27 protein-coding genes are annotated in these 26,584 nt (G+C 63.7%); 13 read left to right on the top strand and 14 right to left on the bottom strand.

Annotated elements, in window-relative coordinates; genetic code table 11:
* Positions 1 to 70: 70 nt before the first annotated feature.
* Both ACR0CU_RS11605 and ACR0CU_RS11600 read left to right on the top strand, forming a co-directional pair.
* Positions 71 to 922 carry a bifunctional helix-turn-helix domain-containing protein/methylated-DNA--[protein]-cysteine S-methyltransferase gene (locus tag ACR0CU_RS11605; RefSeq protein WP_170447497.1) on the top strand — a complete coding sequence of 284 codons (852 nt, stop codon included), beginning with the start codon at positions 71 to 73 and terminating at the stop codon, positions 920 to 922.
* 177 nt (positions 923 to 1,099) lie between these two features.
* Positions 1,100 to 1,534 carry a glyoxalase superfamily protein gene (locus ACR0CU_RS11600; protein WP_170447499.1) on the top strand — a complete coding sequence of 145 codons (435 nt, stop codon included), beginning with the start codon at positions 1,100 to 1,102 and terminating at the stop codon, positions 1,532 to 1,534.
* Positions 1,535 to 1,597: 63 nt separating this feature from the next.
* Here the strand turns inward: ACR0CU_RS11600 and ACR0CU_RS11595 are convergent, their stop codons facing one another.
* The gene (locus ACR0CU_RS11595) at positions 1,598 to 3,037 is read right to left on the bottom strand and encodes an aldehyde dehydrogenase family protein (RefSeq protein WP_170447501.1); all 1,440 of its coding nucleotides are present in this window, start codon (positions 3,035 to 3,037) and stop codon (positions 1,598 to 1,600) included.
* A gap of 217 nt (positions 3,038 to 3,254) precedes the next feature.
* Between ACR0CU_RS11595 and ACR0CU_RS11590 the strand changes: the two genes are divergently transcribed.
* Complete coding sequence (locus ACR0CU_RS11590) at positions 3,255 to 3,905, top strand: peroxiredoxin (RefSeq protein ID WP_093964131.1); 651 nt, start codon at positions 3,255 to 3,257, stop codon at positions 3,903 to 3,905.
* Positions 3,906 to 3,958: 53 nt separating this feature from the next.
* Here the strand turns inward: ACR0CU_RS11590 and ACR0CU_RS11585 are convergent, their stop codons facing one another.
* Positions 3,959 to 4,654 carry a type 1 glutamine amidotransferase domain-containing protein gene (locus tag ACR0CU_RS11585; RefSeq protein WP_480643075.1) on the bottom strand — a complete coding sequence of 232 codons (696 nt, stop codon included), beginning with the start codon at positions 4,652 to 4,654 and terminating at the stop codon, positions 3,959 to 3,961.
* A 132-nt stretch (positions 4,655 to 4,786) separates the two neighbouring features.
* Here ACR0CU_RS11585 and ACR0CU_RS11580 point away from each other — a divergent pair, with 132 nt between their 5' ends.
* Positions 4,787 to 5,674 carry a LysR family transcriptional regulator gene (locus ACR0CU_RS11580; RefSeq protein WP_170433823.1) on the top strand — a complete coding sequence of 296 codons (888 nt, stop codon included), beginning with the start codon at positions 4,787 to 4,789 and terminating at the stop codon, positions 5,672 to 5,674.
* Here the strand turns inward: ACR0CU_RS11580 and ACR0CU_RS11575 are convergent.
* Entirely contained in the window at positions 5,671 to 6,402 is a 732-nt protein-coding gene (locus ACR0CU_RS11575; protein WP_254437585.1) for a glycosyltransferase family 25 protein, read from the bottom strand. The genes ACR0CU_RS11580 and ACR0CU_RS11575 overlap by 4 nt on opposite strands.
* A gap of 92 nt (positions 6,403 to 6,494) precedes the next feature.
* The gene (gene pnp, locus ACR0CU_RS11570; RefSeq protein WP_170341993.1) at positions 6,495 to 8,645 is read right to left on the bottom strand and encodes a polyribonucleotide nucleotidyltransferase; all 2,151 of its coding nucleotides are present in this window, start codon (positions 8,643 to 8,645) and stop codon (positions 6,495 to 6,497) included.
* Positions 8,646 to 9,256: 611 nt separating this feature from the next.
* Here pnp and ACR0CU_RS11565 point away from each other — a divergent pair.
* On the top strand, positions 9,257 to 10,858 hold the full coding sequence (locus ACR0CU_RS11565) for a BCCT family transporter (protein WP_170341096.1): 1,602 nt from the start codon (positions 9,257 to 9,259) through the stop codon (positions 10,856 to 10,858).
* A gap of 102 nt (positions 10,859 to 10,960) precedes the next feature.
* Here the strand turns inward: ACR0CU_RS11565 and ACR0CU_RS11560 are convergent, their stop codons facing one another.
* Positions 10,961 to 11,284 (bottom strand): potassium channel family protein, encoded by a 324-nt coding sequence (locus ACR0CU_RS11560; protein ID WP_170364134.1) that lies wholly within the window; start codon positions 11,282 to 11,284, stop codon positions 10,961 to 10,963.
* 90 nt (positions 11,285 to 11,374) lie between these two features.
* On the opposite strand from ACR0CU_RS11560, the gene ACR0CU_RS11555 reads away from it, so the two are divergent.
* Positions 11,375 to 12,724, top strand: coding sequence for a metal-dependent hydrolase family protein (locus ACR0CU_RS11555; RefSeq protein WP_480643071.1), 1,350 nt, complete (start codon positions 11,375 to 11,377; stop codon positions 12,722 to 12,724).
* 74 nt (positions 12,725 to 12,798) lie between these two features.
* On the opposite strand, the gene rpsO is transcribed toward ACR0CU_RS11555, so the two are convergent.
* From rpsO to rbfA, 6 genes are all read right to left on the bottom strand, one after another.
* Positions 12,799 to 13,068 (bottom strand): 30S ribosomal protein S15, encoded by a 270-nt coding sequence (gene rpsO, locus ACR0CU_RS11550; protein WP_005980247.1) that lies wholly within the window; start codon positions 13,066 to 13,068, stop codon positions 12,799 to 12,801.
* 144 nt (positions 13,069 to 13,212) lie between these two features.
* Positions 13,213 to 14,232, bottom strand: coding sequence for a calcium-binding protein (locus tag ACR0CU_RS11545; RefSeq protein ID WP_480643069.1), 1,020 nt, complete (start codon positions 14,230 to 14,232; stop codon positions 13,213 to 13,215).
* Between the two features lie 95 nt (positions 14,233 to 14,327).
* Positions 14,328 to 14,837 carry a DUF1643 domain-containing protein gene (locus tag ACR0CU_RS11540; RefSeq protein ID WP_170341998.1) on the bottom strand — a complete coding sequence of 170 codons (510 nt, stop codon included), beginning with the start codon at positions 14,835 to 14,837 and terminating at the stop codon, positions 14,328 to 14,330.
* A 22-nt stretch (positions 14,838 to 14,859) separates the two neighbouring features.
* Positions 14,860 to 15,765 (bottom strand): tRNA pseudouridine(55) synthase TruB, encoded by a 906-nt coding sequence (truB, locus tag ACR0CU_RS11535; protein WP_170447509.1) that lies wholly within the window; start codon positions 15,763 to 15,765, stop codon positions 14,860 to 14,862.
* A gap of 54 nt (positions 15,766 to 15,819) precedes the next feature.
* Positions 15,820 to 16,563: a phosphodiester glycosidase family protein gene (locus ACR0CU_RS11530; RefSeq protein WP_170447511.1), complete on the bottom strand. Its 744-nt coding sequence runs from the start codon at positions 16,561 to 16,563 to the stop codon at positions 15,820 to 15,822.
* Positions 16,560 to 16,955 carry a 30S ribosome-binding factor RbfA gene (gene rbfA, locus ACR0CU_RS11525; RefSeq protein WP_170447513.1) on the bottom strand — a complete coding sequence of 132 codons (396 nt, stop codon included), beginning with the start codon at positions 16,953 to 16,955 and terminating at the stop codon, positions 16,560 to 16,562. The genes ACR0CU_RS11530 and rbfA overlap by 4 nt, the downstream gene beginning before the upstream one ends.
* 92 nt (positions 16,956 to 17,047) lie before the next feature.
* On the opposite strand from rbfA, the gene dapB reads away from it, so the two are divergent.
* The gene (gene dapB / locus ACR0CU_RS11520; RefSeq protein WP_170433833.1) at positions 17,048 to 17,857 is read left to right on the top strand and encodes a 4-hydroxy-tetrahydrodipicolinate reductase; all 810 of its coding nucleotides are present in this window, start codon (positions 17,048 to 17,050) and stop codon (positions 17,855 to 17,857) included.
* Here the strand turns inward: dapB and tmpB are convergent.
* Together tmpB and tmpA are read right to left on the bottom strand one after the other, a co-directional pair.
* Entirely contained in the window at positions 17,854 to 18,444 is a 591-nt protein-coding gene (tmpB, locus tag ACR0CU_RS11515; protein WP_170447515.1) for a (R)-1-hydroxy-2-trimethylaminoethylphosphonate oxygenase, read from the bottom strand. The two genes, dapB and tmpB, sit on opposite strands and share 4 nt — an antisense overlap.
* Positions 18,441 to 19,577 (bottom strand): 2-trimethylaminoethylphosphonate dioxygenase, encoded by a 1,137-nt coding sequence (gene tmpA, locus ACR0CU_RS11510; RefSeq protein WP_170447517.1) that lies wholly within the window; start codon positions 19,575 to 19,577, stop codon positions 18,441 to 18,443. Before tmpA ends, tmpB begins: the two co-directional genes overlap by 4 nt.
* A gap of 98 nt (positions 19,578 to 19,675) precedes the next feature.
* Here tmpA and ACR0CU_RS11505 point away from each other — a divergent pair, with 98 nt between their 5' ends.
* Positions 19,676 to 20,536 (top strand): LysR family transcriptional regulator, encoded by an 861-nt coding sequence (locus tag ACR0CU_RS11505; RefSeq protein ID WP_170447519.1) that lies wholly within the window; start codon positions 19,676 to 19,678, stop codon positions 20,534 to 20,536.
* Positions 20,537 to 20,540: 4 nt separating this feature from the next.
* Here the strand turns inward: ACR0CU_RS11505 and ACR0CU_RS11500 are convergent, their stop codons facing one another.
* On the bottom strand, positions 20,541 to 20,723 hold the full coding sequence (locus tag ACR0CU_RS11500) for a DUF1674 domain-containing protein (protein ID WP_040634455.1): 183 nt from the start codon (positions 20,721 to 20,723) through the stop codon (positions 20,541 to 20,543).
* A gap of 88 nt (positions 20,724 to 20,811) precedes the next feature.
* On the opposite strand from ACR0CU_RS11500, the gene ACR0CU_RS11495 reads away from it, so the two are divergent.
* From ACR0CU_RS11495 to ACR0CU_RS11475, 5 genes are all read left to right on the top strand, one after another.
* On the top strand, positions 20,812 to 22,071 hold the full coding sequence (locus tag ACR0CU_RS11495) for an RsmB/NOP family class I SAM-dependent RNA methyltransferase (protein ID WP_170447521.1): 1,260 nt from the start codon (positions 20,812 to 20,814) through the stop codon (positions 22,069 to 22,071).
* A gap of 88 nt (positions 22,072 to 22,159) precedes the next feature.
* Positions 22,160 to 23,899: a heparinase II/III family protein gene (locus ACR0CU_RS11490; protein ID WP_170447523.1), complete on the top strand. Its 1,740-nt coding sequence runs from the start codon at positions 22,160 to 22,162 to the stop codon at positions 23,897 to 23,899.
* Positions 23,900 to 23,920: 21 nt separating this feature from the next.
* Positions 23,921 to 25,510, top strand: a complete 1,590-nt coding sequence (gene purH, locus ACR0CU_RS11485) for a bifunctional phosphoribosylaminoimidazolecarboxamide formyltransferase/IMP cyclohydrolase (protein ID WP_170447525.1) — start codon at positions 23,921 to 23,923, stop codon at positions 25,508 to 25,510.
* On the top strand, positions 25,510 to 25,986 hold the full coding sequence (lspA, locus tag ACR0CU_RS11480; protein ID WP_170447527.1) for a signal peptidase II: 477 nt from the start codon (positions 25,510 to 25,512) through the stop codon (positions 25,984 to 25,986). The genes purH and lspA overlap by 1 nt, the downstream gene beginning before the upstream one ends.
* Positions 25,987 to 26,036: 50 nt before the next feature.
* Positions 26,037 to 26,552 carry a DUF3035 domain-containing protein gene (locus ACR0CU_RS11475; RefSeq protein ID WP_170447529.1) on the top strand — a complete coding sequence of 172 codons (516 nt, stop codon included), beginning with the start codon at positions 26,037 to 26,039 and terminating at the stop codon, positions 26,550 to 26,552.
* Positions 26,553 to 26,584: the final 32 nt, after the last annotated feature.

Here is a 26,584-nt window from a genome sequence, read left to right as displayed (position 1 = left end):
CGCAAGTTTCGGGTCGCACCGTCGGGCCCGGCGCGGCTAGGATGGGACAAGCCACAGCAAGGTGAATGCCATGAACGTCCAGACATCCGAATCCGGGTACCACTACAACGTGATGCGGCGCGCAATCGAGCTGATCGACCAGGGCGGCGAGTCCCTGTCACTGGAAGAACTGGCCCGCCAGATGGACATGAGCCCCGCGCATTTCCAGCGCCTGTTCTCGCGCTGGACGGGCGTGTCGCCGAAACGCTACCAGCAATATCTGACGCTGGGCCATGCCAAGGCGCTGCTGCGCGAGCGGTTCACCACGCTGGAGACCGCGCACGGCGTCGGTCTGTCCGGCAGCGGCCGCCTGCACGACCTGTTCCTGAAATGGGAGGCGATGAGCCCCGGCGAATACGCCCGCAAGGGCGCGGGGCTGACCATCTATTGGGGCTGGTTCGAAAGCCCTTTTGGCCCGACGCTGGTGATGGGCACGGCCAAGGGCATCTGCGGCATGGCCTTTGCCGCCGAGACCGGCGAAGAGGCCGCGATGCAGGACATGCTGTCGCGCTGGCCCCTGGCTGACTATGTCGAGGATCCGATGCGCCTGCGCCCGTGGGTCCTGTCGGCCTTTGGCGCGGCCAGTGACCGGCTTGAACCAACACCACTGTACCTGATCGGCTCACCCTTGCAGATCAAGGTGTGGGAGGCGCTGATGCAGATCCCCTCGGGCCAGGTGACGACCTATTCCCAGATCGCGCAGGCCGTGGGCACGCCGCAGGCGGTGCGGGCGGTGGGTACGGCGGTGGGCCGCAACCCGGTCAGCTGGCTGATCCCATGCCACCGCGCGCTACGCAAATCGGGGGGTCTGGGCGGCTATCACTGGGGGTTGCCCGTCAAACGCGCCATGCTGGCCTATGAGGCGGCGCAGGCCGATGCCTGATTGACTAAGGCCCGCGCGCCTGCCACAAGGCGCGCAGGTTCGGGTCTCCTGCCGCTCGCGGCCCTTTGGCTTTGGTGAAACCCGGTTCAAAACACATCTGTTGCCCTTTCCCGGCGCGCGGATGGCAAGGCGAGCCCCGTCCAATACTCGCGCCCGTTTTTGGAAACGAGGCAAGACATGACACAGACCCGAACCATCGCCCCCGTGGGCGAGTTGAAAGTGCAGGCCAAACGCCTGCGCGAGAAACTGCGTGGCGCCGGCGTGGCCCTGAGCCATGCGCAATCGCTTGAGATGATCGCCCATCAGCACGGCGCGCGCGACTGGAACACGTTGCACGCGATGGCCGGAAACCGGCTGCACCTGAAGGTCGGAGACCGCGTGCGGGGCACCTATCTGGGCCAGCCCTTCACCGGGGAAATCCGCGGCCTGACGATGCTGGGCGACGGCGCGCAGCGGCGGATCACGCTGCAGTTCGACACCCCGGTCGACGTGGTGACCTTTGACAGCTTCTCGGCCTTTCGCCAGCGCGTCAGCGGTCAGATCGGCTGGGACGGTCGGTCAGCTCGCCATACGTCGAACGGCGAGCCACAACTGGTGGTGCGTCCGGCCTGACGCAAACGGGGCAAGGTGCCTGTCCGCGCCTTGCCCCACATTTTGTGCGTTCCCGTGCGGGGGTTATTCCGGGGTCCAGCCGCTGACGGCCTTGACCTCCAAAAAGTCCTCCAGCCCCCAGACACCGCCTTCACGCCCGTTGCCGGACTGTTTCATGCCGCCAAAGGGCGAACCGGCAGCGCGCGACTGGCCGTTCATCTCGACCATGCCCGAGCGCAGTTTGCGCGCCATGCGGTTGGCGCGGGCGCCGTCCTGCGTCTGGACATAGTTGGTCAGGCCATAGGGCGTGTCATTGGCGATCTCGATGGCCTCTTCCTCGGTATCGAAGGGGATCATGGTCAGGACCGGGCCAAAGATCTCCTCGCGCGCGATGGTCATCTGGTTGTTGGCGTCGGCAAACACGGTGGGGCGCACGAAATAGCCTTTGTTGAACCCTTCGGGGCGACCGGGACCGCCGGCGACCAGGCGCGCACCCTCGTCGATGCCTTTCGTGATCAGGGCCTGGATCTTGGTCCATTGCAGCTCGTTCACGACGGGGCCGATATGGCGGCCTTCCTGCATCGCCGGGCCCACGGTGACCTTATTGGCGACCTCGGCCGCGGTTTCCACGGCTTGATCATAGATCGGGCGCTGCACCAGCATCCGGCTGGGCGCGTTGCAGCTCTGGCCGGTGTTGTTCATCATGTGCAGCACGCCGCGCTTGACCGCCTTGTCATCGGCATCGGCAAAGATCACGTTGGCGCCCTTGCCGCCCAGTTCCAGATGCACCTTCTTGAGCGTGTCGGCGGCGTTCTTGGAAATCGCCGTGCCCGCACGGGTCGAGCCGGTGAAGCTGACCATGTCGACGTCCGGATGCCCCGACAGTTGCGAACCCACGCCCACGCCGTCGCCGTTCACCAGGTTGAAGACACCCGGCGGGAAGCCCGCCTCGAGCATCATCTCGGCAAAGATCATCGCGTTCAGCGGGCTTTGCTCGGACGGTTTCAGAACCATCGTGCAACCCGCGATCGCCGCCGCGCCCACCTTGAGCGTGATTTGGTTCATCGGCCAGTTCCACGGGGTGATCAGAGCGGCGACGCCGACCGCCTCGTAGATGATCCGGTCATTGGGGGCATGGTCGCCCAGGGGGCGTTCGAACTGGAAATTCTTTGCAGCGCGAATGAAATTCTTCAGATGCCAGATCCCGGCGCCCACCTGTTGGGTGCGCGACATGTCGATCGGCGCGCCCATCTCCATCGACATCGCTTGCGCGAGGTCTTCGGCGCGGGTGGGGTAGATCTCGATCAGCTTTTCCACCAGCGCGATGCGCTCTTCGACCGGGGTGGCCATCCAGCCCGGCAGCGCCGCCTTGGCCGCCGCCACGGCCGCGTCGGTATCGGCCTGCCCGCCCAGCGAAATCACCGTGCAAGGCTCCTCGGTCGAGGGGTCGATCACATGGAAATCATTGGCTTGGCTGGGGGCGACCCACTGGCCGTTGATGTAAAAGTCGCGTTTCTCGATCATGGCGTGTCCTCTTGATCCGTATTCATTCGACCGCGCGGTCGGTTTTCCCGGGCACTCTGTCACTGCGGCCCCCTTGGGGCAAGGCAATTCTGGAAATTTGATCAAATTATTGATCGCACGTTTTTTGCCCCTGTGCCACATCAATGGTTTAACCTGAGGGCAAAGTGATTAGGTTTGCACCAACCGACTCGGGTTTTCACAGGAAAGGAGATGCATCATGGGTTTGCGCATCAACGATACCGTCCCCAATTTCACCGCTGAAACGGACCAGGGCACCATCCAGTTCCACGACTGGATCGGCGACAGCTGGGCGATCCTCTTCTCGCACCCCAAGGATTTCACTCCGGTCTGCACCACCGAGTTTTCGGCCGTGGCGCAGTTGAACGACGAATGGGCCAAGCGCAACACCAAGGTGATCGGTGTTTCGGTCGATGGGGTCGAGGACCATAAGAAGTGGAAGAAAGACATCGAGGCCTATGGCAAGGCCAACCCTGGTTTTCCGATCATCGCCGATGACGGACTGGCAGTGTCCAAGGCCTTCGACATGCTGCCCGCCGAGGCATATCTGCCCGACGGCCGAACCCCGGCGGACAGCGCCACGGTGCGCTCGGTCTTCATCATCGGGCCGGACAAGCAGCTGAAACTGTCGATGACCTATCCGATGACCGTGGGCCGGAATTTCGCCGAAATTCTGCGCGCGCTGGACGGCCTGCAGATGAGCGCCAAGGGCGTGGCCACTCCGGCCAACTGGGTGCCGGGCGAAGACGTGATCATCCCGCCGTCGGTTTCGAATGACGAAGCCAAGGAGAAGTTCGGCGAGTTCGAGACGATCTTCCCCTATCTGCGCAAGACCAAGGCGCCGAGCTGACATCAAAAGGGGCGGGGCACATCATGTCCCGCCCCGTACCGCATTGAACGTCCTCAGGCCTCAAGCGCCTCAAGCACTTTCCTTGCAACCGCAGCGGACGACGCCGGGTTCTGCCCGGTAATCAGTTTGCCGTCCTGCACGGCATGCGGTTGGAACGGCTCCACCTTGCTGAACTGCGCACCCCTGTCTTTCATCGTATCCTCCACCAGCAGCGGCACGATTTCGGTCAGGCCGACGGCGTCTTCTTCTTCATTCGTGAAGCCGGTGACGGTACGACCCTTGACCAAGGGCGACCCGTCCGCGGCCTTGGCGTTCGCCAGAACGATCGGGGCGTGACACACGGCGGTGACCGGTTTCCCCGCTGACCAGAACGTCTCGATCAGATCAATCGATTTCTCATCCGACACAAGGTCCCACAGCGGCCCGTGCCCACCGGGATAGAAGATTGCGTCATAGTCGTGGGCGTTCACCTCGGACAGTTTGACCGTGTTGGCCAATGCTGCCATCGCTTCGGGGTCGGCCTCGAACCGGCGGGTGTCGTCGGTCTGGCTGTCGGGTGCGCTGCTTTTGGGGTCCAGCGGCGGCTGGCCACCTTTGGGCGAGGCCATTGTCAATTCGGCCCCGGCATCCTTGAACACGTAATACGGAGCGGCCAGCTCCTCGAGCCAGAACCCGGTCTTTTCTCCGGTGTCGCCCAGCTGGTCATGCGATGTCAGGACGACCAGAATTCTCTTTGCAGTCGAAGCCATGTGTTTTCTCCTAGTTCGGCCGGTTCACCCGGCCCGTGTCTTGTGTGACGGGATATATGGCTGTTGCCGCTTGTTGATTAGTGCCGGATTTGGCAAAGTATTATTGCTGACAGGCAATAATGAGGCTGCGAGATGGCGCTGTGGGACGGGCTGGAAGAATTCCTGATGGTGGTCGAGGCGGGGGGCTTCACTGCTGCGGCCCGGCGGCTTGGGGTTTCGGCCAGTCATGTCTCGCGTCAGGTCGCCCGGCTTGAGGATCGTTTGGGCGTCAAGCTTTTGGCGCGTTCGACCCGCGTGGTGCGCCTGACCGACGCCGGACGCGACTATCACGCGCGGGTGGCCGGGCTTGTGGCGGGTCTGGAAGAAGCGAACCAGTCGGCGGCAGGGGATCGGGCCCAGATCGCAGGGCGCATTCGCGTTTCGGCCGCCGGGCCGTTTGCTGAACAGTTCGTGGCGCCCGCTTTGGCGCGGTTCGCAAGCCTGCACCCAAAGCTCTCGGTCACCATCGACTTCAATTCGCGCCTTCTGAACCTGACCGAGGAAGGCTTCGACTTTGCCATCCGCTATGGCACGCTGACCGAAAGCGGGCTGATCGCGCGACGTCTGGCAACCCGACGGATGGTCTGCGTGGCCGCGCGCGGCTATCTCGACCGGCACGGAAGGCCGACCCATCCGGCCGACCTGCGGCATCATCAGTGCCTGGTCACCAACAATGACCGGTGGGTGTTCCGCGACCCCGGCTCGGGCGATCCGATCGAGGTTCGGGTGCATGGCCGGTGGCAGGCAAACAACCCGCACGCCATCCTTTCAGCCGCGCGGCAGGGTCTGGGGGTCATGTACGCGCCCGAGATTTTTCTGGGCGCGAAGCGCCCCCCTGAGCTGGAGCCGATACTGCAGGGGTACGAAGATCCAAGCCGCGCGAGTTGGATCGTCTATCCTGAACGGCGTCATCTGCCGCTGCGGGTGCGCCGGGCGATGGATTTCTTGGTCGAGGAACTGGGCGATGCGGTGCCCGACTAGGCGGGGCGCTGCGGATGCAGGTGCAGTTGCGCGCGATAGGCGGCGCGCTTGAACTCGCGGGTCAGCTTATCGGTCAACGGCGGTTTCGTCTGGATCGTCGAGCCGCCGATTTCACCGGCCACTTCCTGGTTGCCGCTGCCCAACAGCGCGTGGACGGACTGGCCCGTGATCCAGTGCATCTGCAGAAAGGTGTCCACCGGGCGGTCAATGCGGTCGGTGGCCGCCAGCAGACGTTCCGCCGCCTTCCGGCCCACCACCTGGCAGACGCATTGCAGTCCGATGACCTTGGGCAGGATCAGACGAAGGCCGTCATGCTCAGCGAGGGTCTGGGCTGCGGTTTCGCGCTGCTTGACCGGGATGCGGATATAATGGTCAGGGGTCGCGATTGGGCGTAGCAGATCCAGCGCCGCCGACATCCGGTCAGGATCGACGCGCAGATCATCCTCGGCGGTGATTGCCAGGTCGATCCCCTCGTCGACCATCTTGCGCCAGATCCGGCGGTGGCTTTCGAACACGCCGATCTCGGCCGGGCGCAAGGTGAACGGGTAGCGTGGGCGATGCAGGTTGCCCGGGTGCAGCGTGACCCCAGCAATCTGTGCCGGATCGCGCCCGTTGACCGCTTCGATCAGTTCGGCATTGGGCAGGTCGGCGCAGAGCTGCTCGGCATTGGGTCGGCGCGCGGTGCTGGAGGACATATGGATGACGAAGGATCGCATGGTGTCGTGCATAGAACAGGGGCGCCGCCCGGGAAAGGCCTCCGTAAAACAAAAAAGACCCCGGCCGGAACCGGGGTCTTGGATCAAGCAAGGGGCAGGGCGGATTATTCCGCGCCTTCCTCTTTCTTTTCTTTCTTCTCGGGCACGATCTCTTCGCCGGTTTCCTGATCGACGCATTTCATCGACAGGCGGACCTTGCCGCGATCGTCGAAGCCCAGAAGTTTGACCTTCACTTCCTGGCCTTCCTTCAGAACGTCCGAAGGGTGGTTCAGGCGACGGTTTTCGATCTGAGACACGTGGACCAGACCGTCACGCTTGCCGAAGAAGTTCACGAAGGCGCCGAAATCGACGATCTTCACGACCTTGCCGGTATAGATCTGACCTTCTTCCGGCTCAGCCACGATCGAGTGGATCATCTCGTAGGCTTTCTTGATCGACTCACCATCGGGCGATGCGATCTTGATGATGCCGTCATCGTTGATGTCGACCTTGGCGCCGCTGGTTTCCACGATCTCGCGGATCACCTTGCCGCCCGAGCCGATCACTTCGCGGATCTTGTCGGTCGGGATCTGCATGGTCTCGATGCGCGGTGCGTGGATCGAAAACTCGGCAGTCTCGCTCAGCGCCTTGCTCATCTCGTTCAGGATGTGCAGACGGCCGTCCTTGGCCTGAGCCAGGGCTTTCTCCATGATCTCGGGCGTGATGCCCGCGACCTTGATGTCCATCTGCAGCGAGGTGATGCCGTTTTCGGTACCCGCAACCTTGAAGTCCATGTCGCCCAGGTGGTCTTCGTCACCCAGGATGTCGGTCAGAACGGCATAGTCGCCGTCGTCTTCCAGGATCAGACCCATGGCCACACCGGCCACCGGAGCCTTGAGCGGAACGCCCGCATCCATCATCGACAGCGAACCGCCGCAGACCGATGCCATCGAGGACGAGCCGTTCGACTCGGTGATCTCGGACACCACGCGGATGGTGTAGGGGAAATCGGTCGGAGCCGGCAGAACCGCCTGCAGGGCGCGCCATGCCAGTTTGCCGTGGCCGATTTCGCGGCGACCGGGCGAACCAACGCGGCCCACTTCGCCGACCGAGTAGGGCGGGAAGTTGTAGTGCAGCAGGAAGTTCGATTTGAAGTTGCCGTGCAGCGCGTCGATGAACTGCTCGTCGTCACCAGTGCCCAGCGTCGTCACGGCCAGCGCCTGGGTTTCACCACGGGTGAACAGGGCCGAACCATGGGTCCGCGGCAGCAGGCCGGTTTCGGCCACGATCGGGCGCACGTCGGTGGTCGAACGACCGTCGATCCGCTTGCCGCCCTTCACCACGTCGCCGCGCAGGATGCTGGCTTCGAGCTTTTTCATCGCCGAACCCAGGTTCGAGTCCTCAAGCTGCTCTTCGGTCAGAGCGGCCTTGATGGCCTCGCGCGCGGCAGCGACGGCTGCGGTGCGCTCTTGCTTGTCGGTGATTGCGAATGCGGCACGCATCTGCTCTTCACCGGCAGCTTTCACGGCAGCGTACAGCTCCGAGTAGTCGGGGGCTTCGAAGGCAAAGGGCTCTTTCGCGGCGTCTTCGGCCAGCGAGATGATCAGGTCGATCACCGGCTGGATCTGTTCGTGCGCGAAGGTCACGGCGCCCAGCATCTCGGCTTCGGTCAGCTCGTAGGCTTCCGACTCCACCATCATCACGGCGTCTTTGGTGCCGGCCACAACCAGATCCAGACGCTGTTCAGGGTTCAGGCGCAGGTCCTGCATGTCGTCCACGGTCGGGTTCAGGACGTACTCGCCATCCACGAAACCAACGCGGGCACCGGCGATCGGGCCGCGGAAGGGCGCGCCCGAGATGGTCAGGGCCGCCGATGCGGCGATCATCGCCACGATGTCGGGGTCGTTGACCAGATCGTGGCTCAGTACGGTGCACATCACCAGAACTTCGTTCTTGAACCCGTCAACGAACAGCGGACGGATCGGACGGTCGATCAGGCGCGCGGTCAGCGTCTCTTTCTCGGTCGGACGGGCCTCGCGCTTGAAGAAGCCACCCGGCACCTTACCGGCGGCATAGTATTTTTCCTGATAGTGCACGGTCAGCGGGAAAAAGTCCTGACCGGGCTTCTGTTCCCGGGCAAAGGTCACGTTGGCCATGACGCTGGTCTCGCCCAGCGTGGCAATCACGCTGCCGTCAGCCTGACGGGCGACCTTGCCGGTTTCCAGTGTGAGCGTTTCCTCGCCCCACTGCATCGATTTCTTCGTTACATCAAACATATGCGTATCCTAGATGGGAGCACTCCCGCCCCTGCGGGTCTCCCGTTTTGCGTGGCGGCCCCATTGCCGCCGACCCCAATTTATCTTCCATTCGAGTGCCGGGGTCAGGGCACAACGTCTCAGATACCGCGCGCATACATGAGATTGCGTCGGATTGAAAGGGATAAGGCCGCAGAAGGCACACGGTCCTGCATCTGCCGTGGTTCGCCTTTGCGTCAGCCGACACCGCGAACGTTCCGATGCGTAAGCCCGCATAGCATCTGGCGTGCACCCGCTCGCAAACAGGACCATCGCTCGTCATCGAGGATATGCAGATCGGAAATCGGCGCGGCAGAGGCTGGAGAGAAACTCCGGGCTGCGACGGTGGTAGGAAAGCCGCGAAACTAATGCGACCCCGTCCTCTCGGCCTCGGTCAGGCCATCGCTGGCCATGCGCAGACATATTCCTGTAGGCGAATGCATTTTGTGAAAAAGTGATTGCAGTGTAGCCTCTTACCACGGAACCCGCGGTCCAGACGACGAAAAGGCGCCAAGGGGGTAAGACTACTCACTGTCGTCCGACGGCCGAATACCTTGGCGTTTGCAATTCGCGCGAACGAAAGGGACGGCCACATGTCTCAGACCAAGAAAATGCTGGATCCGGATCCGCGGATCTATGATTTCGAAACGGAATACGAGCTGGGGCAGGACAATGTTCGCCCATTCGGGCTGGATATTCACAACCCGGTTTTTCTTATCTCAAGCATCCTGATCTTTGCCTTCGTGCTGATCGCTCTCGCCAATCAAGAGGCCGCAGCAACGTTCTTCGGTTGGCTGCGGCCGTGGCTGACCAGCACCTTCGACTGGTTCCTCGTCCTGTCCGTGGATGCAATCACGCTGTTCTGCCTGGCCTTGATCGTTCTGCCGGTGGGCAAGGTGCGCATCGGCGGCAAAGACGCCAAGCCCGATTACTCCTACGCCGGCTGGATTGCGATGATGTTCGCGGCCGGGATCGGCATCGGATTGCTGTTTTTCGGCGTGTTAGAGCCGGTCTACTACAATTTCGCCGAGGATGGCGGCGCCCGTCCTTTGGGCATCGACATCGCGGTGCCGGGCAATGAGTACATTGGTGTTGTCGGTACCATCCACCACTGGGGGCTGGAGGGCTGGGCGGTCTACGCCGCCGTGGGCCTGAGCCTCGCGATCTTCAGCTACAATCTCGGCCTGCCATTGACCCTGCGCTCGGCCTTCTACCCGTTGCTGGGCGAGCGTGTCTGGGGCTGGTGGGGCCATGCGATCGACACGCTGGCGGTGTTTGCCACCCTGTTCGGCCTGACCACATCGCTGGGGCTGGGCGCGCAACAGGTTGCCGCCGGTCTCTACGAGGTGTTCGGCATCGAACCCAGCCCAACCGTCGTCGTCTTGCTGATCATCGGTATCACGATGATCGCGCTGGGCTCGGTGCTGATGGGCATGGACGCGGGCGTGAAGCGGCTCAGCGAGATCAACATGATCATGGCCGTGGGCCTGTTCCTGTTCGTGATCGCAGTGACCGGGATCGGCACGGCGATCTCGCGCTATTTCAGCGTGATGACCGATTACGTCAGGCTGCTGCCGGCTTTGTCGAACCCGTTCGGGCGGGAAGACACCAGCTTCTTCCACGGTTGGACAACCTTCTACTGGGCCTGGTGGATCGCGTGGTCGCCTTTCGTGGGCATGTTCATCGCCCGCATCTCCAAGGGGCGCACGGTGCGTGAATTCGTGATCTGTGCGCTGCTGGCGCCTACGGCGGTCTGTGCGCTGTGGATGTCCACCTTTGGTGGCGCGGCCATCGACATGCTGAACGTCGGCGGCGCCGAGGGCGTCAAGGCCACGGTGATCGACAGCTATGCCCCCGAAGGCGCGCTGTTCGGCTTCCTGAAAGAGCTTCCGCTCTACGGCATCGTGGCTCCGATCGCGCTGATTTTGATCGTGGTCTTCTTTGTCACCTCGTCGGACTCGGGGTCGCTGGTGATCGACACGATCACCGCCGGCGGCAAGATGGACGCCCCGGTGGTGCAGCGTGTGTTCTGGTGCACGCTGGAAGGTCTGGTCGCGATCGCGCTCCTGCTGGGTGGCGGGCTTGCCGCGCTGCAAGGGGCGGCGGTGTCAACCGGCATCCCGTTCACGCTTGTGGTGCTGATCATGTGCTACTGCCTGTGGCTGGCGCTGAAGTCTGAACGCGCCAAGATCTGAGCCGACTTCATCGACCAATGAACGCCCGCCAAATGGCGGGCGTTCTTTCGGTTAAACCGGGCCCAGTCATAGTTCCAAGGATTTGACCCGGGTCGGAAGTCTCTATTCAGGATCTCGCAACAAAGCCTTCGCAAATTGAATGAACATTGCGATGAACACGCCGACCCCGACGAAAATGTAGATCACGGTGAAGACCTTGCCGATCTTGGTCGCCGGGGACAGATCGCCGAACCCGACCGTCGATAATGTGGTTGCGCTGAAATACAGCGCGTCCACCCAATGCCAGCCCTCGACGCTGCTGTAGAACAACGTGCCGGACAGAAGAATAAGCATACATAGCAGCAAACCGCCTCGAAAATGCGGATCATCCCACGATCGGACGATCGCCTTGAGCAGACGGTAGGCATTGAGGATCAGAGCTATCATTCTGTACGCCTTTGGGTTGTTTCGAGGATACGTTCAGGATGCATGTTTTTGAGTAAAATTCCGCATGTACAAATCGGATTATTTGCTAAGATGGCGATGTTTGACAGGAGATACTTCATGCGTATTCATCTTTTGGTGGCGCTGCTTGCCGCCACCTCGGTTTCCGCGCAGCAAGACCCGGCTCAGACCCTGATCACCAATGTGCATGTATTTGATGGCGTCAACGACGGGCGTATCGAGAACGCGAATGTTCTGATCGAGGGCAACCTGATTGCAGCTGTGTCGGCAGACCCGATCTCGGCCGAAGGAGCAACGGTGATCGACGGCGGTGGACGCACCCTGATCCCGGGTCTGATCGATGTACACTGGCACACGACATATGCGTATACCCCAGCAACCGTCTTGATCTTCAATCAAGGCGATATGTCGGAAGTGGCCATTCGTTCGATGACAGGGGCAAAGGAAACCCTGATGCGCGGCTTCACAACAGTGCGCGATCCCGGCGGCAATCCATTTGCAATCAAGAGACTGATCGATTCCGGCGAATACCCCGGGCACCGCATTCTGCCTTCGGGGCCGTTCATGAGCCAAACATCGGGTCATGCCGATTTCCACAGTTTGTTGGAAAACCCAAGAAACTCGACTTCCGAGTTGAGTTATTGGGAAAAGAACATGATGGCGATGGTGGCCGATGGGGTCCCCGAGGTTCGCAAAAGGACCCGCGAGATTCTCAAGTACGGTGCCTCCCAAGTCAAAATAACCACGGGCGGTGGCGTATCCTCACAGTATGATCCGCTGGATGTGAGCGAATACTCTGTTGATGAGATCGAAGCGGTCGTCGAAGAAGCTGCGAACTTCAATACTTACGTACTGGCCCATGTAATGACGGACCGCGGGATTCGCACCTCAGTCGAAGCCGGCGTCATGAGCATCGAGCATGGTTTCTTCGCGTCTCGTGAAACGCTCGAGCTCATGAAAGAAAAAGGGGCATGGCTAAGCCCCCAGACCATGAAAGAAGAGGACATGGTCTGGGACAGCCCGGTCAGCGCGGCAAAATACAAGCAGGTCACAGATGCCGTTGCGAACCTGTACCCGATGGCCAAAGAGGTGGGGGTGAACCTGGCCTTTGGGACCGACCAGCTTCTGGACGCCTCTAAGGCGTATCAACAAAGCCTTTATCTGGTGCGATTGGGCGAATGGTTCACCCCGTATGAAGTGTTGAAAATCGCCACTTCTGAAAACGCCCGGTTGCTGGAACTGAGCGGCCCCCGGCACCCGTATCAAGACGGCCCGCTGGGGGTCATCAAAGAGGGTGCCTATGCCGACCTGATCCTCGTCGACGGCAATCCGCTTGAAAACCTTGAGTTGGTTGGGAATCCGGGCGAGTACTTCGACCTGATCATGAAAGACGGTTTGGTCTACAAGAACACGCTGGACTGAACGCCGCGCGCCTCTGAAAAAAAACGCCCGCCAAATGGCGGGCGTCTCGAACTTGAAAGCGGTGTAGTCCGCGCTTAGCGGCGGATGCCCAGCTTTTTGATCAGGTCCTGGTAGCGCGCTTCTTCCTTGCCCTTCAGGTAGTCCAGCAGCTTGCGGCGCTGGGCGACCATCTTCAGAAGACCACGGCGGCCGTGATTGTCTTTCTTGTGGGTCTTGAAGTGCTCGGTCAGGGTGTTGATGCGCGAGGTCAGGATAGCAACCTGGACTTCCGGCGAACCGGTGTCGCCGTCCTTGGTTGCGAATTCTTTCATAACGCGTGCTTTTTCTTCAGCAGTGATCGACATCGGGGTCTCCTTCGAAGGTTAGAGTTGATGGCGCAGGCCGGGATGTCGTCCAGCGCAGGCCCATGGAGAAAACCGCACCGATTCCGATGCGGATGGGCGCGTATAGGCGCAATTGGAATAAATGGCAAAGGGATTCTGCGTATCTCAGCCCTTGGGGCTGGTCAGGGTCGGGTCCAGACCCGGAGTCAGTTGAATATCCTCGGGCCCAAGACCTTGGGCGCCGAACAGATAGACCACCTCACGCCCGTTGACCAGAACGCGCGTCAGATCGGCGTTGTCCGCGTCTTGTTCGATCCCGATTTCGGGCGCGTCAGGGCCGGTCCATTCGATCAGCAGCTTGTCTTCTCCGGGGGTGAAATCCACGACGCTGACTTCCTTCCCGGTGCCCGTTCCATCGATGGCGATCTGGTCCGCTCCCTGACCGCCGGTGACGACATCTCCGGCACCTGCCAGGATCGTGTCGTCCCCCGCGCCGCCGTTCAGAAAATCGCCGGCGGGCGTGTTGCCATCGTCGCGTCCGGTCAGAGTGTCGTCGCCATCACCGCCGAACAGCGTGTCTGCCCCCGCGCCGCCGGCGAGCATGTCTTCGCCGTCGCCGCCTTGCAGCGCGTCTTCGCCCTCACCCCCGGCAAGGTCATCGTTGCCCTGACCGCCGTACAGATCGTCATCGCCTTCGCCACCAACCAACTGGTCGTCGCCGGCATGACCGTACAAGATGTCGTCACCGGCATTCCCCGAGAGGTCATCGTGACCGTTGCCACCGTGCAGAACATCATTGCCAGTGTTTCCGTTTAGCGTGTCATCCCCGTCAGCGCCGAACAACGTATCATTTCCGGCGCCACCATCGATAATGTCGTCGCCGTCATAGCCGTTGATCTGATCGTTGCCCTCGACCCCGCTCAGATTGTCCACGCCCGGTCCGCCGGCGATGACCAGGTTTCCGTCTACGTCCGAAAGTATGGTTCCGGTGGACGCATCCTCGGCCTCGGCCGGGTCTTCGAAAGAATCGTCAATCTCAAGCAGGTTTCCTTCGGGAATGTCTTCGACGGCATCTTCTTCGATGACATCGTCGTTGTCCTCGTCCTCATCCCCCGAGAATACGTCGCTGATCGCGTATGCTGCGCCGCCCATTGCGGCCAGGCCGAACAATCCGAGCAGAAACATGGGAACCCTCCGAAAGCGTGCCGCCCCGAGTGTGAAATATCCCATGTCGCCAGAGGGTTGGTCAAAGCCAACCTGAGTCTGTGGTTAACCCTTTGTCACCGGTTCCACGGTTCGGGTTGCTGGGTATACGCGATGTAGAGCGGATGCTTGGGGTGGCCTGCCTTGCTGAGCCCCAGGTGGAACAGCGGCTGGCCGGTGCCGCGCAGCAGGCGCTCGACCGCCGGGCCGCGATCCAGATGCGCGCCATGGGTGCCCCAGGCGGCGATCACCTGATCGGCCCAGTCCACGCCGGCCAGAATGGCAGCGTCGTTCTCGGGCCCCACCGGGTCGGCCGCCGCGCGCATCTTGCGCGGGTCGGTGTCGCGCCAGGCAAAGATGTTGGTCACCTGGAACGCCCCGAACCCCAAGGCCCGCGCGCGCCGCTCGCAACGCTCGACGGTCGGGTCATTCTGCACCTCGGTCGCGGTCGAAGGGTTCAGCATCACGAACAGCGCCCGGCGCCCGGCCGGATCCCAGATGCGGGTCAGGCTGTAGCGATAGCGTTCGCAGTCGGAATAGACGGCTGTCGAGGGCGCGTCGCCCTTGGTGTGGGACCGGGTGATCATGCGCCTTCGCTTAGCACGGGACCTAACCGGCGAACACCCGGCTGGGGTGCAGTTCACCGGATTTGTAGACCCCCACCGCCACGGCCTTGCCGTCGAACGAGGCCCAGGCCTCGTCGCCGTATTCCACGTCGCTGGCCAGAACCATGCCGGGGTTGCCGTTGCGCAGGCGGGTGGCGCCTTCGGGGGTGCATTTCAGCTCGGGCAGGTCGGCCAGCCCTTCTTCCAGCGGGCGCAGGTAGTCATCCAGCGCCGGGGTTTTCGCCATCTCGTCGATCTGCTCGATGCTCAGGCCGTCCTCCGCCTCGAATGGGCCGGACCAGATCCGGCGCAGCTCCTTGACGTGGCCATGGCAACCCAGCACCTCACCCAGATCGCGGGCGATCGAGCGGACATAGCCACCCTTGCCGCAGGTCATTTCCAGCACGACATGGTCGGGGTCGGGCCGGTCGACCAGCACCAGTTCCTCGACCCACAGGGGCCGGGCGGCCAGTTCGACATCCTCGCCGTCGCGGGCCATCTTGTAGGCGCGCTGGCCGTCGATCTTGACCGCCGAGAACTTGGGCGGCACTTGCATGATCTCGCCCACGAAGGGCAGCAGGGCCTGCTTGATCTCGTCATCGGTGGGGCGCAGGTCGCTTTCCGCGAACACTCGGCCCTCGGCATCGTCGGTATTGGTGGCCTGGCCCAGACGCACGGTAAAGGTATAGGCCTTGAGCGCATCGGTGATGTAGGGAACGGTCTTGGTGGCCTCGCCCAAAGCGACGGCCAGAACGCCGGTGGCTTCGGGGTCGAGCGTGCCGGCATGGCCCGCCTTTTTGGCGTCCAGCGCCCAGCGGACCTTGTTGACCACGGCGGTCGAGGTCATGCCTGCTGGCTTGTCGACCACCAGCCAACCGGAAATGTCACGACCCTTGCGTTTGCGTCCCATGATGCACCTTGCCGTCTGCTAAGGCGCGCGACCTAGCGGATCGGTCCGGCGCTGTCAATTTGCCGGGATATCCTCGACCACGCCGACGATCGGCCCCAGCGAGAATCCCACGTCCGATCGGTTCGCCGCCCGATCATACATGCGCGAGATGTTGCCGTCGAAAAATAGCGCGTTGGGCGTGTTCAGAACGTCGCGGAACAGGCGGCCGAACTCGTGGAAGGTGACGTAATCTTCGGAAATCACGAATACCGCACGGCTGCCATCGGCGCTGGTGCCCACCCCGTTGCGGATATAGCGCGAGGTCGAATCCTCGAGAAACCGCGGATGCAATTCTCCGTCGATCACCAGCATCGGGCCGGATTGGGTGGCAAAGCGGCACTCGGGCTTGCGATCTAGATAGTCCAGCGTCTCGAACACGTCGGCACGGCCTTCGCGGATGCAGAACACCCCGTTGGGCAGCAGGCCGAAATTGCCGGGTCCGGAGTTGGGAATCACGCGCATGAGTTCCTGCCCGTCTTCGACATAGTGGCCCACGGGCGAGCGGTCCTCGTGATACATGCCGGCATTCATCGCAAAGCTCAGGCGTTGGCCCGCATCGGCCAGTTCCTCGTTCACCGACGAGAAGTGTCCCAGGACTTGGCCCGCTTCGTCATACAGGAACAGGCGCAGGTCCACGGTGGTGGCGTTGACCTCGCACACGGTATAGCGCCGGTCTTCGTGTGCCACGCGCTCGCAGGTCACCGCACCGGCCTGTCCGGCCCAGAGCAATGCGATCACAGCGGCGGTCCTGCGGATCACTCGTCCAGATCCCGGCGCACGGCGTCCTGTTCGAACATCCGGCGCGTGTCGTCCATGCGGTCGAACGTGTCGTCCAGCCGAAAGCGCAGGTCGGGGGCGAATTTCAGGCCGACCTTCTTGCCGACCATGCGGCGCAGCTCGCCCTTGTTGCGGGCCAGCAGCTCAATCACGGTCTCCTGCCCCTTGCCGCCCAGCGGCAGCACATAGGCCGTGGCGATCTTGAGATCGGGCGAGGTGCGCACTTCGCCCACGGTGATCGACAGGCGGTTCAGGTCGGGGTCGTGCACGTCGCCGCGCGCCAGCACCTCGGACAGGGTGCGGCGGATCAGTTCGCCGACGCGAAGCTGCCGTTGCGAGGGGCCGGGGCCGTCGTGGAATTTGTTCTTAGCCATGTCCCCGATCTAAGCGCAAAGCGGGGCTTTGCCAAGCGGCCCCGAACCGGGTAGGAGGCTTTGAGCCGAATTTCAGAAGAAGGACCAGCGCAATGACGCATATTCCGGGAATCGTCGTGACCGGGGCTTCGGGCCGGATGGGGCAGATGCTGATCAAGACCATCACCGACAGCGAACAGGCGCGGCTGGTCGGTGCGGTCGAGCGCACGGGCCATGACTGGATCGGCGAGGACGTAGGCACCGCGATGGGCGGCCAGCCGCTGGGCGTGACCGTCACCGACGATCCGCTCGAGGCTTTTGCCCAGGCCCAGGCGGTGATCGACTTCACCGCGCCCGAGGCGACGCTGGAGTTCGCCGCGCTGGCGGCGCAGGCGCGCTGCGTGCATGTGATCGGCACCACTGGCATGAGCAACGAACAGATCGCCGCGCTGGAACCCGCAGCGCGCCATGCGGTGATCGTGCGGGCCGGAAATATGAGCCTGGGCGTGAACCTGCTGGTGCAGCTGACCAAGAAGGTCGCCGCCGCGCTGGACGAGGATTTCGACATCGAGGTGATCGAGGCGCATCACCATCACAAGGTCGATGCGCCCTCGGGCACGGCGCTGATGCTGGGCGAGGCCGCGGCCGAGGGGCGGGGCGTGCAACTGGCCGATGTCGCCGACCGGGGCCGCGACGGGATCACCGGCGCCCGGCAGCGGGGTCATATCGGCTTCCACGCCATCCGCGGTGGCGACATCGTTGGCGAACACGACGTGCTGTTTGCGGCGCCGGGCGAACGGATCGTGCTGCGCCACGTGGCGACCGACCGGGCGATCTTTGCCCGAGGCGCGCTGAAGGCGGCGCTGTGGGGGCAGGGCAAGGCCCCCGGCCAATATGACATGGTGGATGTGCTGGGGCTTTAACCCTCGCCCAGATGCCGGTCGACCATGCGCTGAACCATCGGTGCGAAATGGTCGAAGCCGGGGGTGTCCATGTCGGGCCGTTTGCCGGCCTCGTCCAGATACCGGACCTGGATGATTTCCTTCAGGTTCGGGTTGGCCTCGAATGCGGCGACTTCCTCGACGCTCATCGGGCCGCCCTGCAGGTCCAGCGTATGGACCGAGGCCGCCGACAGGCGGTTGAAATACTCGGGCCTGGTTGCACACAGGTACCGCTTGGCCGCGACGTGATAGCGGCAGCAATCGGTGATGACCGAGGGAAAGAACCGCTCCAGCACCTCGGCGCCGGCATCCTCGTGGTGGCGGTCCTCGGTGTCGTCGGGGTGGTAGGTGCCGAATTCCGAGGTGAAATGCCCGATATCGTGCAGCAGGGCACCCACGATGATCTCTTCGGGCATGCCGTTCTGCTCGGCGATGGTGGCGCCCTGCAGCATGTGCTGGGCCATTGTCACCGGCTCGCCCAAGTATTCCTCGCCCCCGCGCCGGTCGAAGATATCGGCGATGAAGGCAACGATGTTGTCGCGGGTCAGGGTCTGGAAATCGGGTCTCATTCCGCCGCCTCCGGTTGTGCCATCCGCATCGCGGCCAGAGTCGACAGCAGCCCGTCCTTGTCGGCATAGCATCCCTGCAGCCAGCGCGACCCGGCACCCGAATAGCCCAGACGCGCGTGCAGGACGCGGGTGTTGTCGACGATGAAGCTCTCGCCCGGCTCCAGCTTGAACGCAACGCCCATGGCCGGGTCGTCGATAATCTCGCCCAAACGACGGTAGGCGGCGTAATAGGCCTCCATCCGGTCGAAGGGCACATCCACGAACGGGGCCGAGGACCGGTTGTTGAAGCGGATGCCGATCAATTCGCCATCGGGCGACAGCTCGATCATCGGGCGGCGCGCGCGCAGGCAGACCCCGTCCGAACCGCGGTATTCGAACCGCGCGGGATAGCCGGCCAGCAGGGCAAAGCCCTCGGGGTTTTCGTCGCGCAGGCGCTGGGCCGCGCGAAAGCCGTCGACCACGATCGATTCCCCGCCCTCGGCGCTGTTTTCCAGGCAATAGAGGATCTGCAGCGTGGGCACCGGATCGCGATAGGGGTTGTCGGTATGCGCCTGCAGGCCAAGGCCGGTATAGGCCAGATTGGTCGGGTTCACCTCGGTCCGCACCTCGAAATAGGGGCCATAATTGGTCTCGCGCACATAGCCGAACAGATCGGCGACCTTCAGCAGCGAACCGGGCGCGGTCGGGCCGCCGGTCAGCTTGGCAAAGCCGTATTCGGCGACCGCCGCCAGCCAGTCGCGCTTGGCGGCGGGGTTTTCATGCACCTGCGTCCAGTCGCCGGCTGGGGCTGCGAACCCGCCGTCCCAGGTGGTGATGCCGGGCGACAGCCAGCCCATCGGGCGGGTCTGGTCCCGATCATAGACATGCGCGGCCAGCCAGTTTGCAGGGAAGGTGAAGGTCTTGTCTTCGGGGGCGAAGGTTACCTGAAGGTCACCGCCCGCCACCTCGGCCGCCTGTATCGCGATCCTCGCCGGAATGTCGCCGATCGTGATCAGGCGCTGGCCGTTGCCGGGGTCGCGCGTCTGCGGGTCCAGCGCATTGTCGCGCAGCCAGATGGCGTGGAAACGGGCGCGGGTGCCGTCTTCGAATTCAACCGAAACGACCGCCGGGTCATGGGTGGCGTGGCGCAGCATGGGGCTCTCCTGTTCAGCGCGGGCTTTGATTGAGGAGATACGCGGGATATGGCATTACGACAATTAAGGCTTGTTTCCACTGAGGGTTGGAAAATCTAATGAGCAAGAAAAAGGTCGGCCTGCCCCCTCTGGACTGGCTGCGCGTGTTCGAGGCGGCCGGGCGGCTGGGCGGATTCTCGGCTGCGGCACGCGAGTTCGGCCTGACCCAGGCGGCGGTCAGCCAGCGCATCGCCAATCTGGAATCCTGGCTGGGCCGGTCCCTGTTCGTGCGCGAGGCGCGCGGCGTGTCGCTGACGGTCGAGGGCGAAAGCTATCTGCCGCTGGTGCAGGACAGTCTGCGCGCGTTGGAACGCAACACCGAGGATCTGTTCGGCACCGCCCCACGCGCGCTGCGGGTGGCCGGGCTGTCTTCGCATATCCAGGCACTGGTGCTGCCCAGCCTGGGGGCCTTTCGCGCCCTCCGGCCCGAGGTGCAGGTCACCACGGATTCGGTGGCTCGGCGGTCCTCGCTGGAGGACGAGCGGACCTGGCTTCAGATCCGCTATGGGCGCGGCAGCTGGCCGGGGCGCGCCGCCGAGCTGATCGCGCCCGAGGTTCTGACCCCGATGGCGGCGCCGGGCGTCAGCTGGGGCGCGCCGGTGATCGAGCTGCGCGGCGAACGGCCCGGCTGGCAGGACTGGGTGCAGAAGACGGGCGACACGGATCTGCCACGCGCCGGTCTGAGCTTTGATTCGATGGAACATGCCTTGGGCGCGGCGCGGCAGGGGCTGGGGGTCGCTTTGGGGTCGGTCGCCTTGGCCTCGGCAGATCTGGCCTCGGGCCGTCTGATCCGGCTGGGGCGTCCCGATTTGAAAACCCGCGACGGATACTGGCTGACCTGGCCGCGGGACCGGGCGCAGTCGAAAAAGCAGCAGGCCCTGATCGGCGATTTCCTGCAGGCCCTGCGAGGGGCGGTCTGAGCGGTCAGAAATCGATCGCGATGCCCTTCTTCTCCCAATCGCCATAGCGCGCGGGATCGGGTCCGTCGCGCCCGCCCAGCTCCTTGGGCAGGGGTTTGGCCTCGGCTTCAGCCTTGCGCCGGCGCTCTTCGGCCTCGGCCAGGGCGCGCCGGGCGGCGGGCGGCAGGTCTGTGCGGTCGTCGCTCATGACATCGGGTTCCTTTCCGTGCATGGCCTTGATATACGCCCTCGTCCGCTGATGGCAATGCGGGCGAAAACCTTGCAAAGGCGGTTTCATGACCAACACCCCGACTGCGGCGCGGCGCAGCGCCATCTATCTGCTGGATCAGATCCTGGGCGAGGGGCGCTTGCTGTCCGAATGCCTCGCGGCCGGGGCGCTGGATCGCCTGGCCCCCGAAGACCGCGCGCGGGCGCAGCGGCTGACGCTGGAGACCCTGCGCGGGCTTGAGCGCGCAGACCGCCTGCTGGAGGGACATCTGCGGCGCACACCGGCGCTGACCGTCCAAAACGCGCTGCGTCTGGGAACGGTCGAACTGTGCCAGGGCGAGGCTGCGCATGGCGTCGTGAACGCGATGGTCGAGATCATCGGCCGCTCGCGCAAGCACGGGCGGCTCAAGGGGCTGGTCAACGCGGTTCTGCGCAAGATCGCCGCCGAAGGTCCCGAGGCCTGGCCCAAGATGCGGGTGCCGCGCCTGCCGGACTGGCTGCGCGAACCGCTGATCGCGGCCTGGGGTGCGGAGGCGCTCAAGGGCATGGAGCAGGCCCATTTCGCCGGCGCACCGCTGGACCTGACGCCAAAACCCGGCGCAACGATCCCGATGGGCACCGAACTGCCCACCGGCTCGGTGCGGGTTGCTGACGCAGGTCAGGTCTCGGCCCTGCCGGGCTATGCGGCCGGAGACTGGTGGGTGCAGGATGCCGCCGCCGCCCTGCCGGCGCGGATTCTGGCGCCCCGGCCCGGCGAGCGGGTTCTGGACATGTGCGCCGCGCCCGGCGGCAAGACGCTGCAACTGGCGGCGGCGGGGGGCGAGGTCACCGCGCTGGACATTTCCGACGCCCGGCTGGCGCGGGTGCGGGAAAACCTCGAACGGACCGGGCTGTCGGCCCGGGTGGTCGCCGGCGACGCGCTGGACCATCAGGGCCAGTACGATGCGATCCTGCTGGACGCGCCCTGTTCGGCGACCGGCACCATCCGGCGTCACCCGGATCTGCCCTTTGCCAAAGACGGTTCCGAGTTCGGCGGGTTGATCGAGTTGCAGGCGCGGATGCTGGCCCATGCCTGGACCCTGCTGAAACCCGGCGGGCGTCTGGTCTATTGCACCTGCTCGCTGCTGCCCGACGAAGGCGAAGTGCAGATCGAAGAGGCTCTGCCGCTCCATCCCGACATGCAGGTGGACCGCGCCGCGTTGCAGGTGCCCGGCGTTCAGCCCGACTGGCTGACCGAGGAAGGCGGGCTGCGCCTGCGTCCCGATTTTTGGCCCGATCTGGGCGGCATGGATGGGTTCTACATCGCCTGCCTGAACAAATCGGCCTGATCGGTCGCTTTTCGATGACTTGACGAACCGGCCCGGCTATCGTTGGTTCAAACGCCAGCAGAGCGGCAGGGGCAGAGCAACACACGTCATGTCGAATTCGGACACCATGGCCAACCGATGGGTGCGGTTTCAGAACCGTCTCTACGCGCGCCTCAGCCAGCGCCGGAAACCCGTCAGCGGCTTTGTCGGTCAGCCCGAGCCGCGCACCGTCGGTTCATTTGCGCGCGGGCGGCAACTGGTGGCGGGAAATCTCTTGTTTGCGGGTTACCTGGTCGAAGCCCCGGACACGGGCTTGTGGGAGGTCGCGGCCCCCAACGCCGCATTCGACGATGAACGGCATGGATTTGCCTGGCTGGACGATCTGGCCGCAGTGGGTGATGCCGCGGCACGGGAAAAGGCGCAACGCTGGGTCTGGGGCTGGATCGAGACCCACGGCAAGGGGCAGGGTCCGGGTTGGGCCCCGGACCTGACCGGACGCCGCCTGATCCGCTGGATCAACCACGCGCTGTTCCTGCTGCGCGGTATGGACGAGGCCCACAGCCGCCTGTTTTTCCGGTCTCTGTCACAGCAGACCTGGTTCCTGTCCAAACGCTGGCACGCGGCGACACCGGGGCTGCCGCGGTTCGAGGCGCTGGCCGGCCTGGTTCAGGCCGGTTTGGCGCTGGAGGCGATGGAAGATATCTCGGACCCGGCCGTTCGGGCTTTGGCGCGGGAATGCGAGGCCCAGATCGACGTGCAGGGGGGCATTCCCACGCGGAATCCGGAGGAACTGCTCGAGGTCTTTACCCTACTGGCCTGGACATCCGCCGCGCTCAGCGAAGTGGGGCGCGGTACGCCTGCCGCTCAGACGGCAGCAATCAAACGGATTGCCCCGACCCTGCGCAGCCTGCGTCATGCAGACGGCGGGTTGGCCCGGTTTCACGGCGGTGGCCGCGGTATAGAAGGCCGGTTGGAACAGGCGCTGGCCCAAAGCGGGGTCAAGCCCAAACCCGTCAAAGGTCTGACCATGGGCTATGCCCGTCTGGCCGCCGCCCGCACCACGGTGATCATCGACGCAGCACCCCCGGCCAAAGGGGCGGCCTCGTACATGGCGCACGCCTCGACGCTGGCTTTCGAGCTGACCTCGGGTCGTCGGCCATTGATCGTCAACTGCGGTTCGGGCGAAAGCTTCGGGTTGGAGTGGCGCCGGGCCGGGCGGGCCACGCCTTCGCACTCGACCCTTTGCCTGGATGGATACTCCAGCGCCCGGTTGGCCGCTCCGGCCAAGGGAACCGCGAACGAAGCAATGGTGGACGCCCCGAGCGAGGTGCCGGTGGAGTTCGAGGGTTCGTTCGAAGACGCGCGCGTGATGGCGGGCCATGATGGGTACGCCAAGGTGTTCGGACTCACCCATGCCCGTACGATCGAGCTGCGCTTTGACGGGCGCGAGGTAACCGGTGAAGACATCCTTCTGACGGCCACCGACAAGGCAAAACGCCAGTTCGACCGGGCGGTTGACGCATCCAAGCTGTCAGGGATCGGTTTTGACATCCTGTTTCACCTTCATCCGGACGTGGACGCCGCGCTGGATCTGGGGGGATCCGCGGTGTCGATGGCGCTCAAAAGCGGCGAGATCTGGGTTTTTCGCCATGACGGCGCCGGAAAATTGTCGCTTGAGCCAAGCGTTTACCTGGAAAAAGGCCGCCTGAAGCCCCGCGCGACAAAACAGATCGTTCTATCCGGCCGCGCAATCGAGTATGCGACGCGCATCCGGTGGACGCTGAGCAAGGCGCAGGATACAGCCTATGCCGTGCGCGACGTGCACCGGGACGAGCCCGATTTCGACTGAGCCAAAAGGATCTTTGGACCCATGACCGACCTTCACCCCGTGCGCCGCGCGTTGCTTTCCGTTTCCGACAAGACCGGATTGATCGATCTGGGCAAGGCCCTGGCCGACCGCGGGGTCGAGCTGCTGTCGACCGGCGGCACCGCCAAGGCGCTGCGTGATGCGGGGCTTGCGGTCAAGGATGTCAGCGAGGTCACGGGGTTCCCCGAGATGATGGATGGCCGGGTCAAGACGCTGCACCCGATGGTGCATGGTGGCCTGCTGGCGCTGCGCGACAATGACGCCCATGTGGCGGCGATGCAGGAGCATGGCATCGGCCCGATCGACCTGCTGGTGGTCAACCTCTACCCGTTCGAGGAAACGGTGGCCAAGGGCGCGGGCTATGACGAATGCATCGAAAACATCGACATCGGCGGTCCCGCGATGATCCGCGCCGCGGCCAAGAACCACACCTTCGTCAACGTGGTGGTGGATGTCGAAGACTACTCGGCCCTGCTGGATCAGCTCGAGGAAAATTACGGCAAGACGTCGCTGGGCTTCCGCCAGTGGCTGGCGCAGAAGGCCTATGCCCGCGCCGGAGCCTATGACGCGGCCGTGTCCAGCTGGCTGGCAGATGCACTGCAAATCGACACCCCCAAGCGCCGCGTGTTCGCCGGCGAGCTGAAACAGCCCCTGCGCTATGGCGAGAACAGCCACCAGCAGGCGGCGTTCTATGTCGATGGCTCGGGCCGCCCCGGCGTCGCCACCGCCGTGCAGCATCAGGGCAAGGAGCTGAGCTACAACAACATCAACGACACCGACGCCGCCTTTGAACTGGTGGCCGAGTTCGACCCGCGCGACAGCGCCGCATGTGCCATCATCAAACATGCCAATCCTTGCGGCGTTGCGACGGGCGCCACGTTGCTCGAGGCATACAAAGCCGCATTCGACTGCGACCGGACCTCGGCTTTTGGCGGGATCGTGGCGCTGAACCGGCCGCTGGACGCCGAAACCGCGCGCGAAATCACCGGCATCTTCACCGAGGTCGTGATCGCCCCCGGCGCCACCGACGAGGCCAAGGCGATCTTTGCCGCCAAAAAGAACCTGCGCCTGCTGACCACCGAAGCGCTGCCCGACGTGCGCGCCGGCGGCAAGACCGTGCGCCAGGTGGCCGGCGGGCTGCTGGTGCAGGACAAAGACAACGGGCATATCGAGATGGATGACCTCAAGGTCGTAACCAAGCTGGCCCCCACGCCTGAGCAGATGCGCGATCTGCTGTTTGCCTGGAAAGTGGCCAAGCACGTCAAGTCGAACGCCATCGTCTACGTCAAGAACGAGGCCACGGTGGGCGTCGGCGCCGGTCAGATGAGCCGGGTGGATTCCGCCCTGATCGCCGCCAAGAAGGCCGAGCGCATGGCCGAAACCCTGGGCCTGCCCGAACCGCTGACCATCGGCTCGGCCGTGGCGTCGGACGCGTTCTTCCCCTTCCCCGACGGGCTGATGGAGGCCGCCGCCGCAGGCGCGACCTGCGTGATCCAGCCGGGCGGGTCGATGCGCGATGACGAGGTGATCGCCGCCGCCGACGAAGCCGGTCTGGCCATGGTGTTCACCGGCATGCGGCATTTCCGTCACTGATGCGGGCCCGGGTTCTGCTCTGGGCCGGGCTGGCCGCATTTGTGATCGACCAGCTCAGCAAGTACCTGGTGGTCCACGTGTTGCGCGTGGCCGACTGGCCCGGCGGCATCGACGTACTGCCGCCGCTGCTGACCTTTCGGTACGGCGAGAACCGCGGCATCAATTTCGGCCTGTTCCAAGGCAATTCCGAAGCCGCGCGCTGGTTTCTCATCGCTATTTCGCTGGCCATCAGCATCGGCGTTTTCGTCTGGCTCTGGCGTACGGCCGCTTCAAGGCGGATGCTGGTTTTCGGCGGATTGCTGATCGGCGGAGCGTTGGGGAACGTGGTTGACCGGGTGCTGTATGGATACGTTCTGGATTTCCTGAACATGTCCTGCTGTGGCATCAACAACCCGTTCGTCTTCAACCTCGCCGACGTGTTCATTTTCGCGGGTGCCCTCGGGTTGGTGCTGTTCGAAGGCAAAAAGCCCTCGTGACGCGCCGGATGTTATGCGATAAAAGCGCCTGAAACAGGCTGGAGACCAAGATGCGGATGCCGCGCGCCATTATTGCTCTGACACTTGCTGCTGCGGTCGCAGGATGTTCCGATATCGGCCTGCGCCATCTCGAAGCGCCAGGGCCCGGGCCTGACGAGTTTTCGGTCATGCCGGTCAAGCCACTGACCCAGCCCAAAGATTATGCGTTCCTGCCCGCGCCGACGCCGGGTGGCGGGAACCTGACCGACCCGAACCCGAATGCCGATGCCGTAGCTGCCTTAGGTGGCAATCCCGGGGCGCTGAACCCCGGCACCGGTATTCCGTCGTCTGACGGGGCGCTGGTGACGGCTTCCAGCCGCTATGGCGTTTCCCCCAACACCCGCCAGGTTCTGGCGCAGGAAGATGCGGATTTCCGCAAGCGTCAAAGCCGTTGGACGCGGTTGCGCCTGTTCAAGGTGGACCGCTATTCGCAGGTCTACAAGCGCAATTCCATCGATCCCCAGGTGCAGACCGAAGCTTTGCGCAGACAGGGCGTGGAAACACCCTCGTCGCCGCCGGATGAATAATTCTTAACTTTCCGTCATCGCTCTTGAACCCG

The sequence above is a fragment of the Ruegeria sp. BC2 genome, from assembly GCF_056539245.1.
This window is presented reverse-complemented; position numbering and strand designations above follow the sequence as displayed.

Coding starts and splice junctions, on each gene's coding strand:
- ACR0CU_RS11605 (WP_170447497.1), top strand. CDS start 71: ATGAACGTCCAGACATCCGAATCCGGGTACCACTACAACGTGATGCGG.
- ACR0CU_RS11600 (WP_170447499.1), top strand. CDS start 1,100: ATGACACAGACCCGAACCATCGCCCCCGTGGGCGAGTTGAAAGTGCAG.
- ACR0CU_RS11595 (WP_170447501.1), bottom strand. CDS start 3,037: ATGATCGAGAAACGCGACTTTTACATCAACGGCCAGTGGGTCGCCCCC.
- ACR0CU_RS11590 (WP_093964131.1), top strand. CDS start 3,255: ATGGGTTTGCGCATCAACGATACCGTCCCCAATTTCACCGCTGAAACG.
- ACR0CU_RS11585 (WP_480643075.1), bottom strand. CDS start 4,654: ATGGCTTCGACTGCAAAGAGAATTCTGGTCGTCCTGACATCGCATGAC.
- ACR0CU_RS11580 (WP_170433823.1), top strand. CDS start 4,787: ATGGCGCTGTGGGACGGGCTGGAAGAATTCCTGATGGTGGTCGAGGCG.
- ACR0CU_RS11575 (WP_254437585.1), bottom strand. CDS start 6,402: ATGCACGACACCATGCGATCCTTCGTCATCCATATGTCCTCCAGCACC.
- pnp (WP_170341993.1), bottom strand. CDS start 8,645: ATGTTTGATGTAACGAAGAAATCGATGCAGTGGGGCGAGGAAACGCTC.
- ACR0CU_RS11565 (WP_170341096.1), top strand. CDS start 9,257: ATGTCTCAGACCAAGAAAATGCTGGATCCGGATCCGCGGATCTATGAT.
- ACR0CU_RS11560 (WP_170364134.1), bottom strand. CDS start 11,284: ATGATAGCTCTGATCCTCAATGCCTACCGTCTGCTCAAGGCGATCGTC.
- ACR0CU_RS11555 (WP_480643071.1), top strand. CDS start 11,375: ATGGCGATGTTTGACAGGAGATACTTCATGCGTATTCATCTTTTGGTG.
- rpsO (WP_005980247.1), bottom strand. CDS start 13,068: ATGTCGATCACTGCTGAAGAAAAAGCACGCGTTATGAAAGAATTCGCA.
- ACR0CU_RS11545 (WP_480643069.1), bottom strand. CDS start 14,232: ATGTTTCTGCTCGGATTGTTCGGCCTGGCCGCAATGGGCGGCGCAGCA.
- ACR0CU_RS11540 (WP_170341998.1), bottom strand. CDS start 14,837: ATGATCACCCGGTCCCACACCAAGGGCGACGCGCCCTCGACAGCCGTC.
- truB (WP_170447509.1), bottom strand. CDS start 15,765: ATGGGACGCAAACGCAAGGGTCGTGACATTTCCGGTTGGCTGGTGGTC.
- rbfA (WP_170447513.1), bottom strand. CDS start 16,955: ATGGCTAAGAACAAATTCCACGACGGCCCCGGCCCCTCGCAACGGCAG.
- dapB (WP_170433833.1), top strand. CDS start 17,048: ATGACGCATATTCCGGGAATCGTCGTGACCGGGGCTTCGGGCCGGATG.
- tmpB (WP_170447515.1), bottom strand. CDS start 18,444: ATGAGACCCGATTTCCAGACCCTGACCCGCGACAACATCGTTGCCTTC.
- tmpA (WP_170447517.1), bottom strand. CDS start 19,577: ATGCTGCGCCACGCCACCCATGACCCGGCGGTCGTTTCGGTTGAATTC.
- ACR0CU_RS11505 (WP_170447519.1), top strand. CDS start 19,676: ATGAGCAAGAAAAAGGTCGGCCTGCCCCCTCTGGACTGGCTGCGCGTG.
- ACR0CU_RS11500 (WP_040634455.1), bottom strand. CDS start 20,723: ATGAGCGACGACCGCACAGACCTGCCGCCCGCCGCCCGGCGCGCCCTG.
- ACR0CU_RS11495 (WP_170447521.1), top strand. CDS start 20,812: ATGACCAACACCCCGACTGCGGCGCGGCGCAGCGCCATCTATCTGCTG.
- ACR0CU_RS11490 (WP_170447523.1), top strand. CDS start 22,160: ATGTCGAATTCGGACACCATGGCCAACCGATGGGTGCGGTTTCAGAAC.
- purH (WP_170447525.1), top strand. CDS start 23,921: ATGACCGACCTTCACCCCGTGCGCCGCGCGTTGCTTTCCGTTTCCGAC.
- lspA (WP_170447527.1), top strand. CDS start 25,510: ATGCGGGCCCGGGTTCTGCTCTGGGCCGGGCTGGCCGCATTTGTGATC.
- ACR0CU_RS11475 (WP_170447529.1), top strand. CDS start 26,037: ATGCGGATGCCGCGCGCCATTATTGCTCTGACACTTGCTGCTGCGGTC.